A 14,533-nucleotide genomic window follows, 5' to 3' on the forward strand; every position below is an offset into this window, starting at 1 on the left:
CCTAGAAGACGGCTGTGAAACCGCCCCAGCCCCAGCCGACTACGGTGGACCCTTTCCAGCCACCGGCCCCGTTTCCGTAGTACATGTGCATTCGGCCTGAATAGTCGATGCCATAAACATCCTGATGACCGTCTGCGTTGAAATCACCGGCAGCTCCAACTCTGGCCATGACCTGCCACCCAACACCGATGACCTGGCGTTGGTCGATGGCCGAGCCATTCAGTCGGTAGCTGTAAAGCAGTCCGGAGGGTGTCCGCCCCATGAGGTCCTCGACGCCGTCGCCGTTGAAGTCGCCGGCAGGGAAGACTGTGTTGAACATGTTCCAGCCAGTTCCGACCGGGTTCCCGCCGTAGGTAAGGCCCCCACCGCTGTAACTGGCGAAGTGCCAGAGAGTTCCGTTGGAGTCGCGGCCGTAGATGCCGCTGTGACCACCGTCGCTGGCTGTACTGGTTGCCGCAAATATGGTGTTGAAGACACTCCAGCCAGTGCCGATTTGACGCTGCTGGAGCCAGCCGCCTTGGCCGTCTCCCGGGTACAGGAGCAGGCGTCCCGCAGCGTCCCTGGCCACGACGTCGTTCCTGCCATCGCGGTCAAGATCACCTGCCTTGAAAATGGACGTCATTTCAGACCATCCCTGCCCGATCGCACGCGGCGTCTGCCATCCGCCCTGGGCAGACGTGGGATACATGTTGAGGATGCCGGCGCGGTCACGGGCCAGGACATCCGTCGTTCCATCGCCATCGAAACCACTGGACCAGTGGGAATCCTTGATATTTTCCTTCCATTCGCTGGTTACAAGCCGCAAGGTGTCCCAGCCGGAGGAAACAGTGACCTCAGCGGCGACGAAGTGGTTTGGGTAGTTGTGCGCTTGGTCCTGCGGGGTGGGACGATACGTCGCACCGCCCGGGCGTTCGGCATAGGGAGGTCCCACCCAGCGGTACTTGACAACTGGACTTGCCCCGGACGGAACAGGAACTTCGGCAAGGCTGAAGTCAGTACGGAGAATGGAACCAACTGCTCCTTCGCCCAAGACTTTCGGGCGTCGAGGCTGAATGACGGGTCCTACCGCTTTCGAAACAATCCCTGTGGGCAGGTATCCGGGCGCGTAGACCACCGCCCTGAAGGAAATCAGGGAGCCGACGTCAAAAGAAGAAAAGTCATAGTCGTATGTCGTTCGGTAGTGGTCCACACCATCCCGCATCCACTGATAGTCGGCGTGGGACACGCTGCCTTGCCATTGACCAAGATTGGCTCTCGCCCAGATTTCGGTTTCGGGAACCCCCTCAACGAAGGCGGGCGCCAGATTGACATTCTGCTGAAGTCGCACGGCCGGGTTGATGACCTCGAAAGCAGCTTTTGGGAAGTCCTCGGTAGCCGATTTATCCCCTCCGTATTTTCGAGGCTTTATGGTGGTGTTTGAGCCGTCTGCAAAGTCAACGGCGGCTTGCCGAAGCGTGTATTTCCCTGCTGCGTCTTTCTCGTTGACAGTCCGCACCACGGATCCGGATGTCCGTGGTTCTCCGCCGGCCGGCATACTCCAATGCAGGTATATCTCGGTGGCTTGTGATGGGTCGACCATCACGATAGTAAGACGAGTGGCCGGACGAGCCACTGTGAAGTTCAAGCGCATCTCGCCTGACACAGGTATGGGGGCCGTGGTAGCTGCTCCCAGAGTCAGGAAGGCAGGGTCCGGTGGCCAAACGTAGGACTCCACGGTCGACGATTCAGCCTCCAACGGCGACGCCTCAGCCGCTGGGCTGTGCTGTAGAAGACCGGCCAGCATAGCCGTGAGGACCAGTGCCAGGATACGCAGATGGCGCCCTGGGGGTGGGGTTGGCGAGTTCGTCATCTTCACATCTCCTATTGAGTGCTGAGTAGCCAAAAAGCCGAAGGGTTCGGATTAGAACACTGCTGTGAAGCCGCCCCAACCCCAGCCGACAACCGAGGAACCCTTCCAGCGGTAACCGGCTATGCCGAAGCGCGAGTAACCCGAATTGTCGCCCAGGTACATGGTGAGACGGCCGTTGCCATCTATCCCGTAAACGTCGAAGTCTCCATCGCCATTGAAGTCACCGGCCACGCCGATGCGCGCTACCGATTCCCAACCCCAGCCGATGGAGCCGGCAAAACCGCCAGGCAAGCCATATTCTTCGAACCAACCGTTCCGGTGAGTGGTTCGCACTTCGAGATTTCCCCAGAAAGGACGGGTGAGAACAACAAGGTCTGGCGTGCCAAGGAAGTGCCCAGCACCGACGGCATAGTAACCCTCCCATCCTTGGCCGATCTTGCGGGGGGTAAGCCAGCCACCCCAACCGTTGCCGGGATACAAGACCAAGTTGCCGGCTGAGTCCTTGGCGAGAATGTCATTGGTGCCGTCCCCATTGAAGTCTCCGGGCGCGATGAGGTCCGTGAAACTCTGCCAACCCTGGCCAACTTGGAGTGCCTTCTTCCAGCCGCTAGAACCGTTTCCTTGGTACAGGAATAGGCGTCCCTGACCGTCGCGGGCCAGGACATCCACCGTGCCATCGCCATCGAAGTCACCAGGTGAGACCAATATATTGAAGTTGTTCCAACCCCACCCAATCACCTGGGTTGGCTGCCAGTTGCCGCGCCCGTCCGTGGGGTACAACAGGAGCCGGCCCGAGGCGTCCCGCGCAAAGATGTCCAGGGTACCGTCGCCGTTGAATCCGCGGGCGCGGGCAGCTGCCGCGATGCGCAGCGGGTGGGAGGCTTGAACCGTCGTTGTGGAGTCTGCGTCATAGGTGATCGTGACGGAAGCGGCTACGACTCGTCCCAAGTCAGCTGACGTTGCGCGGTACGTTGTTCCAGTTGCACCAGGGATTACAGCTCCGTCACGCATCCAGGCGAATGAGACGGCCGGACTCCCTCCTTCGGGTGACACATGGGCGAATGTGTTTGAGATGTCCATCACCAGCAAGCCCCCGACGGTTGCGTCGCCGCCCAGTTGGGGTGGGGTACTGACATAAACCAAGCGCGCAGGCACTCCAATCGCGGGCACGGCCGCTTCTGCAGGCAGCGCCGGGGCTACGAGCAAACCAGCCACCAAGGACGCGGCAAGGACTGAAAACAAACGCCGTGGCTTGCGTGCAACCGCGGGCGTAGGAGTACTGGTCTCCAAAGGGTTCCTCCAGGGAAAGAGGCTGCCTGGTTCCGGCAGCGGTAGATGCATTGAAAAATACTCGGAGGAACCCTGCCCGGGTCTCGGCGGGGCGACTCGTTGGTGAAAGTAGCGAAAGCTACTAGAAGACGGCGTTGAAGCCGCCCCAGCCCCATCCGACAACGGCCGAGGTCTTCCATCCACCGGAACCATTGCCGTAGTACATGCGCATCTGGCCGGAGGTGTCTATACCCCAGACGTCATTGGCGCCGTCGCCGTCGAAGTCACCTGCTCCTCCCAGCTTGGTGATGGCGTTCCACCCCTGGCCGATCACGCCGCTGGTGGTCCAGCCTCCGTAACCGTTACCGCCATAAAAGCGCAGATTACCTGCAGCGTCGCGGGCCAGGACGTCGGGCTTGTGGTCACCGTTGAAGTCGCCTGGTGAGAAGACGGATGTCATGCCGTTCCAACCCCAGCCAACTGTTGACGCACCGAGGAATCCGCCGTATCCATTGCCCGGATACAGGACGAGCTCACCGGAGGGCTTGCGTGCCAGGAGATCGTTGTTGCCGTCACCGCTGAAGTCGGCGGCAGGGAAGATCGAGCTGAAGATGCCCCAGCCCCAACCAATTTGCTGGCGGGGGTACCAGCCGCCCTGGCCATCTGCCGGGTAGAGGAAAAGAGAACCTGCATTGTCACGGGCAATGACGTCGTTCTCGCCGTCGTTGTTGAAGTCACCGGCGGAGAACATCAGGTTGAAGATGTTCCAACCGGAGCCAACTTCGTAGGCCTGCTTCCACGTACCGTTGCCTCCGGTGGGAAACAAGCCCAAGCGGCCTGAGGAGTCACGGATGAAAAGGCTCATGGTGTAGGGATCCCAGTACTCTGTGCGGTAAGAGCCTGAGGTGTGGGGCCGGTCAATGTCCACTGGCGTCACGTAGTTGAAGTCCAAGGCATCCAGGGCAACAGCAGCAGTGCCGGAGCCCGGCAAATTGCCCGGGTTGTGGATCAGCGAACCGTCGCGCCAGTAGCCCAGTTCCTGACCGGCAGCGGTGAGGATCTGCAGATACTGCGCAACATACGTTCCTGGCGAAGTCCCCTGAGCGAAGAACACGTCGAACGAGTACGTCGAGTCGGCAGCGCTGTAGGAGCCTTGCGTCATCTGCGTGTGCAGCTTGCCGGTGGCGGTGTTGCGGAAGAGCACGTAAACGTCGTTGATAGGACCTGAGGCTTGGACCGTAATTCTGGATGTCGCTTGTCCGCCCGCAGCGATCGAGTCCGGCGTAGTGGAGACCGCCACCGGGACCGGCGCAAAAGTGTCATCGGCCTGCGCTGCCGGGGCTAAGCCCAGCCCGCCAACCAAGACGATGCTGCCTGTCATCATTGCCAGCCAGCTGCGCACACGGCGCAAAGGAGTGATCCCCATTGTTCCCCCAAATCGGGCCGGTCCCGGATGGCCGGCGGGTGTAAGTGACTTGAGAGTACAACGGCGGAACGACAGTCTGGGAATTTGCTGGCAAAAATTCAGGGAAAAGACAAGTCAAACCCGAAACTCAACCAAAATCGGCTTAGAACACCGCTGTGAACCCGCCCCAGCCCCAACCGACAACGCCAGCGCCCTTCCAGCCTCCGCTGCCATTGCCGTAGTACATGTTCAGCTGGCCGGCGGAGTCGATGGCCCAGACATCGTTGATGCCGTCGCCGTTGAAGTCGCCTGCGCCGCCGATGCGTGCCATGACGTTCCAACCGGTGCCGACGGCGCGCGCTGTAGTCCAGCCGCCGCTGCCGTTCCCGCCGTAGAGCCGGAGATTCCCGGCATTGTCGCGGCCCATGACATCGGGATTCCCGTCGCCGTCGAAGTCGCCGGGGGAGAAGACCTGGCTCAGGGCATCCCAACCTTGGCCTACCGCGCCGGGGGAGCGGAAACCGCCGCTGCCGTTGCCGGGGTAGAGGACCAGGCCTCCTGCGGGCGTGCGTGCCAGAAGGTCGTTGGTGCCGTCCCCGGAGAAGTCGCCGGCCGGAATGACGGCGTCAAAGACGTCCCAACCCCAGCCGACTTCCTTGCGGGGCAGCCATCCGCCGGTTCCGTTGCCCGGGTAGAGGAACAGGGTACCGGCGTCGTCGCGTGCCAGGACGTCGTTGAACCCGTCGCTGTTGAAGTCACCGGCGTTGAACACGCGGTCAAAGACATCCCAGCCATATCCGATTGTCTTCGCGGCCTGCCAGCGTCCGGCGCCGTCGGTGGGGTAGAGCAGCAGATTCGCCGAGGCGTTCCGGGCGAACAGGTCCAAGGAGGTACCGGCGTCGAATCCTGCTGTGTGGGCTTTGTTCCGCACCACGGTGCGGCTGTACACGGTGAAGGGCCGCGTGGCCGTGGCCGGGTTGCCGGCCTGGACTACTGCACGGAAGCCCACGACGGCGCCACGGTCGGCCGCGGTCAGCGTGTAGGTTTTGGCGGTGGCCCCGTTGATCGGGGTACCGTTCCGCACCCATTCATACCTGATGCTGACGGTACCGCCGGCTGTTCCGGCGGAAACGCCGGCCTCGTTGAAGAGGCCGGTGAGTTTCTCGCCGATGGTCAGTTTCCCCAGGAGCGTGGGGGCAGTTGCGGTGATGGGCGAGGTGGGTGTGAGCGGCAGGGAAGATGCCGATACAGCCCGGTAGCCTGACCGGGTGGCCGTGACCCTGACGGACAGGGTCTGGTCGAGGTCGGCTTCGGCTACCCGGTAGCTGTTGACGGTGGCGCCGGCTATGGGCTGACCGTTCCGCAGCCATTGGTAAACGAAGCCGGTGGGCGGGTAGGTCCAGGTGCCGTTGTCCGTGGTCAGCACTTGGTCGTAGCGGGCCACCCCGGACACCACTGGTGGCTTGGTGTTGGGATTGTCGATGAGCGGAAAGTTGGGGTTGTTCACGGCGAAGTCGACGCCGTCCAAAGCGCCTGGCCGCTGCGTAGGTGCTTCGAGGCCTTGGCTCAAGGAGAGGATGTTGCCGTCGCGGCCATAGCGCACGGACCCTTGTCCGGAAGGAAGCACAATGTTGACGCTGAGGAGTTTGTACCGGCCCGTTCGTTTGAATGCGCTTCCGTTGACCGGCACTTTGGCCTGCGCACTGTAGGGCCCCGGAGCGGTACTGGTGGGTCCGTAGAGGATGGCCTGCTCCAACGTGTCCTCGTTGACGTAGGCGAAGCCGACTTCCTGGGCAGGGCCGCTGAGGGTGAAGGACAGGGAGATGACGTTGCCGGGAACCACTGTGGCAGGTGATGTCCGCGTGACGACGGTGGGGAGCGGCGCCGGTCCTGCCGCGGTTGCCCGCGTCGGTGGGATGGCGATGGCGAGGGCGGCGCACAGGAGTACTGCCAGCAGAAGGTGGAAACCACGCCGCATGGGCTGCCGTGAAGGAAGAACGGAAGAATGAAGTGTCATGGAATCCCCCAATCTTTAGAAGACTGCGCTGAAACCGCCCCAGCCCCAGCCGATGGCACCGGCGCCGTTCCAACCGCCGTCGCCGTCGCCGTAGTAGGCGAGCAGTTGGCCGGAGCCGTCCACCGCATAGACGTCTACGTTGCCGTTGCCGTCAATGTCGCCCGCCACGCCGATGGTAGTCATGCCGCCCCAGCCCTGGCCAACCACAGCCATGCCGGCCCAGCCGCCCGCGCCGTTGCCTTTGTAGAGGCGCAAGGCTCCAGCGGCGTCGCGTGCCATGACATCTACGTTGTGGTCGCCGTCGAAGTCGCCAGGGGTGATGATCTTGTTAACCGCGTTCCAACCTGTGCCCACCACGGAACGGTTGAGCCAGCCGCCTTTGCCGTTGCCCGGGTAGAGGTAGAGGAGGCCACCGGCGTCGCGTGCCAGGATGTCATTGCTGCCGTCACCGTTGAAGTCGCCCGGGGAAACGATCGAAGTGAAGGCGTTCCAACCGCTGCCTGCCTGGCGTCCGGCAAGGAAACCACCGTTGCCCGTTCCTGCATAAAGGAAGAGATTGCCGGCGGAGTCCTTGGCCAGGATGTCGTTGGCGCCGTCGCCGGTGAAGTCGCCGGGGGAGACCACTGTTCCGAAGCTGTTCCAGCCTGGCCCGACCGTGCGGGGAGATTCCCAGGCATTGCCAACGCGCGGATACATCATGAGGGTGCCGTCAGTGCGCCGGGCGAGCAATTCATAGGCGCCGCGTCCGGTGAATCCGTTCGCCCTGTTCGAAGCAGCGATCGGTGCGGTCTCTTCACTGGAAACTTCCAAGGGTTCGCAGCCGTTTTGGCTGGCCACCACATGGGCGGCAATGGTCTTGCCGCGGTCTGATTCATCGAGAGTGTAAGTCCACCATGCCGAGTGGTCCTGGGCCCGAACGCCGTCGCGGGTCCAGTAAATGCCGTAGTCCGGTCCGGCGGCAGCGCCGCAACCCCGGTAGGACGCGGGGTCGATTTCAAGCGTGAGCGTTGAGCCTACAAAGGGTGCACCATGAATCACGGGATCCGACGGGTCCATGGTTGCCATTGCGGGTGCCGGCGTGAAGGCGATGGCGGCGACAACCGCCGCTGCTATTCCAGCCACCACCCGGCGCACACCTGACGTAGGGCGCGTTGGTGCATTCATGATGTCCTCCCCAGACTTTATGCGGCCAATTCTACCGCGACGGGGATTTCTCTAGAAGATCGCGGTGAATCCGCCCCAACCATTACCGGCGACCTCGGACCCGCGCCACCCTGCGCGCCCATTGCCGTAATAGATCACCAGCCGGCCCTGCTGGTCTACGCCATAAACGTCATTGAAACCGTCATTGTCGAAGTCCCCGGCGGCACCCGCTGCTTTCAGCGCGTTCCAGCCGACCCCGATCAACCACGACCTTGTCCAGCCGCCGGCACCGTTGCCGCCGTAGAAGTAGAGGTAGCCGCTGCGGTCCCGTGCCAGCACGTCCACATTGCCGTCGCCGTTGAAGTCCCCGGGCGTCAGCAGCGCGTCCATCATTTGCCAGCCCTGCCCGACGGCGGTCCTTGCCAACCAGCCTCCGGCACCATTTCCCGGGTACAGATAGAGGGCACCTCCCGGTTCGCGGGCAAGGATGTCGTTGTGGCCATCGCCGTTGAAGTCTCCGGGGCTCACGATCGTGTCAAAGATGTTCCAGCCCTTGCCGATGGTCTGGGCTGGTTTCCAGCCGCCGGTTCCATCGCCCGCATACAGGTACAGGGTTCCGACGGCGTCCCTGGCGATCACATCGCCCTTGCCGTCGCCATTGAAGTCACCCGGGGAGAAGGTCAGGTTGAAGATGTTCCAGCCCCAGCCCACCGTCCGGGCAGCCTCCCATGCGGTTCCCTTGCGGCCGTAAAGCTGCAACGCGCCGTCATTGCCGCGTGCCAGCAGCTCGAAGCTCCTGCCGGTAAACCCGGCCGCCCGGTTGGCGGCGCCCACGGGTTTGGTTTCGTCGCTGTGCAGGGACTCGCCGCTGCAGGCGGTCTTGCTGGCGGTCACGTGGGCGGCCATCCGCGCCCCGGTGTCGTCGGGCTGCAGCGCGTAAGTGCGCGCGGTCTCGCCGGCTACCAGGAAACCGTCCCGGGTCCAGTAGATGGTGAAATCGGGGCCTTTTCCGCCTCCGCAGCCGTAGAAAGTGTAGGGGCCGATGTCCGCGGTGAGCTTGTGGCCGACGAAAGCTTTTCCGCTGAGCACGGGATCGGGTCCGCTGCTTTGAGCGGCCGACGCCGGGACGGGACCAAGTGTCATGGCCGCCACAGCGGCGGTCAGCAGCGCCGCTGCCATCCGGCGTCGAAATGTCCCCATGGTGGTATTCCTCCCGTTGCGTGCCCGGTTGTGCTCCAGACCTGCATGCAGTGTATGTGCGCAGAGCAGCAATACACGGGAACGGCGTGCGTGCATTCATGGCCGGCACGCTCTCAGGAAACGGTCATTTAGCTCCCGTATCATTGATGCGATCGGCCAGCCGCGGGTCCTTGACCCAGCCGGCCGCTTCCTTGTCAGCCTGCCAAGAGATCGCCGGAAATGCCCGCCTCAAACTCACTGGAACCATATTCCCTTGACCTGACCACGGGGTTGCCCCGTATGGCTGCCGCGCCTACCACCCCGCGGCAGCAGCTGCGCTATGCCCGCATCTTGAAAACGGCGGAAGGGTTTGCCCAGCGGCAGTTTGATACTTTGAGCCTCTCCGACGTCGCGGCCCGCGCTGACATCCCCCTTGGCACGCTCTACCGCTACTTTCCCTCTACAGCCCACCTGATGCTGGCCGTGTACAGGCAGCAGTTGCGGGAGCTCCGGGACGGCGTCCGTCGGCGCGAAGGCAAAGGGCACGCGCTCGCGGGGTTGATGATGGAAATTTTCCACCTGAGGGTCATGCAGCCCGGCGTGGAGCACTGCCTGATCCGGCCTGCAGGCAAGGACGATGACACGGCGCAGCTTCTGCGGGAAATTGATGCGTTGTCCGAGGAAGTGGTGGGCTCGCTCAGCAAGGACACCGGCAAGGACGCGGTCCGGGCGAGGATCTTGTTGCACCTGGTCAGCGGCCTTGTGCAGGCGGTGCGGTGCCGCAGGCTGTCCCTGTTTGAGGCGGAGAAGGATCTGAAGAAGGCCTGCACCCTGCTGACGGGTGAATGACGAAATGTGCTCTCCGGTCTAGACCACCTCCTCCTCGGAATGCGCTTTTTCGCGTGAGCTGGATCACTTTTACTGCTGGTTGAACGTTTTACTCTCGAATCGTCTCTCTTGGTATTGAATCTTGTACCCCTTCACGCTCCTTAGGCTGGAAACACCGAAGCGGCTAGCAGCCCCCTATCTGCAGAAGCAACGCCGGACCAGCCATCCTTGGTCCGCAACAGCAGTTCTGTTCCTGCCCGAACCATGCCGTGGGTCCACGGCTAGCCTGAGGAGACAAAGACGTGTCCATTGAGACAATTGCTACAGACAACGACGCCCTGGTATTGAGCGAAGAAGAGATCTTCGCAGCCCACGAAGGCGGCAAGCTGACCATTTCCAGCACCGTACCGCTGAACAACAAGCGCGACCTCTCCATCGCCTACACCCCCGGAGTTGCGCAGGTCAGCCGCGCAATCCACGCCAACCCCGAGCTTGCCCGCACCCACACCTGGGCCGAGCGCCTGGTAGTTGTGGTCAGCGACGGCACCGCCGTTCTGGGCCTTGGCAACATCGGCCCGAGCGCCTCCCTTCCGGTGATGGAAGGAAAGTCCGCGCTGTTCAAGTCCTTCGGGGACCTTGACTCCATCCCGTTGGTGCTCAACACCACCAATGTTGATGAGATCATCGAGACCCTGGTCCGCCTGCGCCCCAGCTTTGGCGCCGTGAACCTCGAGGACATCTCAGCTCCCCGCTGCTTCGAACTCGAAGAGCGCCTCATCGAAGCCCTTGACTGCCCGGTCATGCACGACGACCAGCACGGCACCGCCGTCGTGGTTCTTGCCGCCCTGACCAACGCTGCCAAGGTGACCGGGCGCGAACTTGCCGGGCTCAAGGTTGTTGTTTCCGGCGCAGGTGCCGCAGGCATTGCCATTGCCGAAATTCTTCTGGCTGTTGGCGTCAAGGACGTCATCCTGCTCGACTCAAAGGGCGTGGTCAACGCCGATCGTGCCGACCTCGTGGCCGATCCCGGCAGCGTCAAGGCACGCATGGCACAGCGCACCAACCCCCGTGGCGTCAGCGGTGGCCCGGGTGAGGGACTGACGGGTGCGGATGTGTTTGTTGGTGTCTCCTCCTCCAAGCTGGACGAAGAACACTTGAAGCTCATGAACGATCAGTCGATCGTGTTCGCCCTCTCCAACCCGGACCCGGAAGTTCTCCCGGAGGTTGCACGGAAGTACGCAGCCGTTGTGGCCACCGGCCGCAGCGACTTCCCCAACCAGATCAACAACGTGTTGGCCTTCCCCGGCATCTTCCGCGGCGCCCTCGACGCCAAGGCCCGCCGCATCACGCCCGCCATGAAGATTGCCGCTGCCAACGCCATCGCTGAGCTGGCAGCCGAAGACCTTTCTGCCGACTACATCGTGCCGAGCCCGCTGGATGCCCGCGTGGCACCGGCTGTCACCGCGGCGGTTGCCGCAGCCGTGACTGAGTAGCCACGACTGTGTAGCGGCTACTACTGCTGGACCGACGACGGCGACGCCCCCGTGCTGGGGAGCGTCGCCGTCGTTTGTGGTTAAGCCGGTCCGGCTGCGCCGTCTGCCGGCCAAGCGGCCCATAGACTGGGGGCCATGAACGCCGAACTCATTGTGACCATCCTGTGCGGCCTGGCCATTGCGGTCGGTGTCGCCGGAACCATCATTCCCGTGCTGCCCGGAAGTATCCTCATCGGTGCCAGCTTGTTGGCATGGGCCATCTGGGGAGGCGCCGGTCCGCTCGGCTGGGTGATCTTCGCCGTCGGAATGGTCTTTGTGGTGGCCGGCATGGCAGCCAGTGCCGTGCTTACCGGACGGAAACTGAAACAACACGGCATCCCCAACAGGTCGGTACTGATTGGCGTGGTGCTGGGCGTGGTGGGGATGTTCGTCATTCCGGTGGTGGGGCTCTTCGTGGGGTTCGCCGTCGGGTTGCTCCTGAGCGAAGTCCAGCGGACCCGTGAATTCCGCACAGCCGTCCGTTCGAGCGGTGCCGCGCTCAAAGCCACCGGCATCGGCATCCTGGTGGAATTCGGACTCGCTTGTGCCGCTGCAAGTACGTGGATCATTGGTGTGTGGATCAACGCCGTGAACGGCTAGATTCCCTCTAAAGCACTGCGCCTAAAAGACTGTGCCTTCCCCTTAAACACTGTGCCTTCCCCTTAAAAACTGCGCCGAGTTGGCAACTCACCCCCATGTCGCGGCCAAACATGGGGGTGAAGTGCCAACTCGGCGGGAGTTTGCGGGGCGTTTAGTGGTGTGCGGGCGCTCCAACGGGGGCGTGGACCTGCGCCGGGCGGAAGGCGGCTCCGGCACCGGGGAACAGCGGGAGGTCGATCCGTGCGTGCGTGTGGATTTCCTGCACGGTGTCCTTGGTGTGTTGGGCAATGGAAGCCAGCGTGGTGACCCACATGCCGTCCAGATCCTTGACCCTCTCAATCAGCTGTTCCAATGCAACGGCGCGGGACGGTCGTCCGGAAATGAACGGATGGTTGGTCAGGACGAAGCAACTTCCTTGGGAGTGGTGCGCCTGCGCTTCGAGGGTCCACATTTCCAGCGCCTTGGCCGGGCTCTCGATGACCCCGCTGCCGGTGACTCCGGGGTAGAACCCGTACTGCTCCCAATCATCGAGCGCCCAGTCCACGGGAATCTCCACAATGTCCCGGGAGTCGTCCTCGGCCACGGCCATGCGGTAGGGGGCGTCGCCGTCGAGCAGGCTTGAGTCGTAGAGGAATCCGCGGTCCGCCAGCAGCGCCGGGGACTGCCAGTTCAGCTCCCACCACGGTGCCCGGTAACCAACCGGCCGGATTCCGGCGACGTTGGCCAGTGCTTCGAGGCCGCGGTCCAGGTAGCTGGCCTCGGTGGCGGCATCGATGCCCTGCATGGGTTCGTGAAGGTAGCCGTGGTGAGCAATTTCGTGCCCGCCGTCGGCAATCCTGCGGACCACGTCCGGGTAGCTTTCCGCCGTGAAGCCGGGAATGAAGAAGGTTGCCTTGATGTCCTGCCGGTCCAAGATCTTGAGCAGCCGCGGTACTGCGATCTTGGGGCCGTAGGACTGGTGGCTCATGAGGGACATGCGCTTGGTGCTGGCAGGGTCATGGGCGATGGTGCAGGACTCGGCATCGACGTCGAAGGTGAAGGACGCTGCTGCCTGGTATCCCTCAGGCCACGTGATCGGGTGGAGCGAATCAGCGAAAGCGGGGTTGTTCATGCTGTGGTCCTTTCAACAGCCGGGGTGGGGGCGGGCTGGGTGACTGAGACATGGTTTGAGTCCGCCAGGAGGAACTTCTTGTGGGCCCGTGGGCCGAGGATGGCGTAGCTCGCCGCGCTGGTGAGTCCACCGGCCAGCCACGAGAGGTCCCAGCCGCCCAGGGCCACGGCGATGGGGCCCTGCATGGCGGGAACGAGCCCGTACATGAACAACCAGGTGGAGAAGATGCCCACCAGGAGGGACGTGATTCCAGCCCAGTTGATGACCGGCAAGCGGTGCGTTCCAACACCGTCGAAGAGACGATCCACCTTGGCCGGCCAGCGCTTCTCGAGCCAGAAGTAATGCACCAGCATCACCCCGCCCCAGGCAGCCACCCAGGCCACCAGGCCGATCAGCCAGGCATCGAGCACTGCTGCGAAGTCCTCCTGGAAGATGAAGAACACCACGGCGATGAGCGAGAAGACGCCCACGAACAAGTTCAGTTTGCGGCGGCTGATCTTGATATCCAAGGCCTGGGTGGCCACGGAGAACGTGTAGATGTTCAGGATGTTGGTGGCGATGGGGCCGTGCAGGACCATCAGCAGGACGGGGAGTGCGAGGACGCCGAAGTTTTGGACGATCAGTTTGCCGGGGTCGATCTCACCGCTGTTGGTGGCCAGGCTTGCGCCGAGAACGCCGAGCCACACCACGGGGATGAACTGGCCCAGGACCGAAGCGAGGTAGACCTTGCGCTTGGGAACCGAGGTGCTGACGAAGCGGGAGTAGTCGGCGGCGTAGGTGAACCAGGTGATCCCCCAGCCGATGCCGATGGCCGTCATCACGGCGCTCATGGCCGCGATGCGCTCGGACCCTTCCAGGATGTTGCCGGCGGGTCCTGCGTAGCCCCAGTCGATCTTCATCCCGAACCAGGCCACGCAAGACATGACAGCCAAAATGATGATGGTGGGCGGGACGGTCCATTTTTCAAAGGCCGCGATGGCCTTGTAGCCAAACCAAGCGATGGCCACCTGGGCCGCCATGATGGCCGTGGCGACTCCGATCTTCCAGGCGTAGTTCTTTGCCTCCGGATCCACCCAGCCCAGGGTTCCGAAGAGCGCCATCACCAGGTCCAGGATGATCCAGGTGTTGACTGCGCACCAGCCGATCACCAGCAGGGCTTGGATGGCGGCCGGGAGGTAGTTGCCTTGACGGCCGAAAGCGGCGCGGGCCAACACCATGCCCGTGGCGCCGGTCTTCTGGCCGAGGAGGACGAAGCAGCCGAACAGCAGCATGCCGATCAGGTTTCCGAGGACAAGGACAATCACGGTGTCCGCGAAGCCGAGGCCGAGGTGAATACCAAGGGCGCCGAGCACCCAGTTGATGGGCGCAAGGTTGGCGCCGGCCCAGATCCAGAACTGTCCGGAAACTTTGCGGGTGCGGTCGGCTTCGGGGATGGGCTGAAGCCAGGCTTCGCTGTCGTGACCCGGCGCCGTTGCCGGATCTGACTGCGTTGAGTTGGAAGGCGCTGGGCCTGACGGCGCTGGGCCTGAAGGCGCGGGGGAGAGGTTGTCTTGCATGGGGAGAGCCTCCGTGTGTGAAAGGGACCCTTTCAGCGTATGTG

At 63.0% G+C, this 14,533-nt stretch carries 11 protein-coding genes; 3 read left to right on the forward strand and 8 right to left on the reverse strand.

What is annotated here, in order from left to right:
* Position 1: 1 nt before the first annotated feature.
* The 6 genes from M1D51_RS01655 to M1D51_RS01680 all read right to left on the reverse strand — a co-directional run bounded on the left by M1D51_RS01655 (position 2) and on the right by M1D51_RS01680 (position 8,883).
* On the reverse strand, positions 2-1,849 hold the full coding sequence (locus M1D51_RS01655) for an FG-GAP repeat domain-containing protein (RefSeq protein ID WP_458108286.1): 1,848 nt from the start codon (positions 1,847-1,849) through the stop codon (positions 2-4).
* A 51-nt stretch (positions 1,850-1,900) separates the two neighbouring features.
* Complete coding sequence (locus tag M1D51_RS01660; protein WP_458108287.1) at positions 1,901-3,091, reverse strand: FG-GAP-like repeat-containing protein; 1,191 nt, start codon at positions 3,089-3,091, stop codon at positions 1,901-1,903.
* 169 nt (positions 3,092-3,260) lie between these two features.
* Positions 3,261-4,544: an FG-GAP repeat domain-containing protein gene (locus M1D51_RS01665; RefSeq protein WP_458108288.1), complete on the reverse strand. Its 1,284-nt coding sequence runs from the start codon at positions 4,542-4,544 to the stop codon at positions 3,261-3,263.
* 142 nt (positions 4,545-4,686) lie between these two features.
* Positions 4,687-6,540 carry an FG-GAP-like repeat-containing protein gene (locus tag M1D51_RS01670; protein ID WP_458108289.1) on the reverse strand — a complete coding sequence of 618 codons (1,854 nt, stop codon included), beginning with the start codon at positions 6,538-6,540 and terminating at the stop codon, positions 4,687-4,689.
* 15 nt (positions 6,541-6,555) lie between these two features.
* On the reverse strand, positions 6,556-7,704 hold the full coding sequence (locus M1D51_RS01675; protein ID WP_458108290.1) for an FG-GAP repeat domain-containing protein: 1,149 nt from the start codon (positions 7,702-7,704) through the stop codon (positions 6,556-6,558).
* Between the two features lie 51 nt (positions 7,705-7,755).
* Positions 7,756-8,883: an FG-GAP repeat domain-containing protein gene (locus tag M1D51_RS01680; protein WP_458108291.1), complete on the reverse strand. Its 1,128-nt coding sequence runs from the start codon at positions 8,881-8,883 to the stop codon at positions 7,756-7,758.
* A gap of 219 nt (positions 8,884-9,102) precedes the next feature.
* Here M1D51_RS01680 and M1D51_RS01685 point away from each other — a divergent pair, with 219 nt between their 5' ends.
* The 3 genes from M1D51_RS01685 (at position 9,103) to M1D51_RS01695 (ending at position 11,822) form a co-directional block, all read left to right on the forward strand.
* Positions 9,103-9,711, forward strand: a complete 609-nt coding sequence (locus tag M1D51_RS01685) for a TetR/AcrR family transcriptional regulator (RefSeq protein WP_172324425.1) — start codon at positions 9,103-9,105, stop codon at positions 9,709-9,711.
* Positions 9,712-9,992: 281 nt separating this feature from the next.
* Positions 9,993-11,183 carry an NAD(P)-dependent malic enzyme gene (locus M1D51_RS01690; RefSeq protein WP_458108292.1) on the forward strand — a complete coding sequence of 397 codons (1,191 nt, stop codon included), beginning with the start codon at positions 9,993-9,995 and terminating at the stop codon, positions 11,181-11,183.
* Positions 11,184-11,318: 135 nt separating this feature from the next.
* Positions 11,319-11,822 carry a DUF456 domain-containing protein gene (locus tag M1D51_RS01695; protein ID WP_458108293.1) on the forward strand — a complete coding sequence of 168 codons (504 nt, stop codon included), beginning with the start codon at positions 11,319-11,321 and terminating at the stop codon, positions 11,820-11,822.
* Positions 11,823-11,973: 151 nt separating this feature from the next.
* On the opposite strand, the gene M1D51_RS01700 is transcribed toward M1D51_RS01695, so the two are convergent.
* Entirely contained in the window at positions 11,974-12,933 is a 960-nt protein-coding gene (locus M1D51_RS01700) for a polysaccharide deacetylase family protein (RefSeq protein ID WP_458108294.1), read from the reverse strand.
* Positions 12,930-14,489: a purine-cytosine permease family protein gene (locus M1D51_RS01705; protein WP_458108295.1), complete on the reverse strand. Its 1,560-nt coding sequence runs from the start codon at positions 14,487-14,489 to the stop codon at positions 12,930-12,932. Before M1D51_RS01705 ends, M1D51_RS01700 begins: the two co-directional genes overlap by 4 nt.
* Positions 14,490-14,533 lie beyond the last annotated feature (44 nt).

It is taken from the genome of Arthrobacter sp. R3-55 (assembly GCF_054161505.1).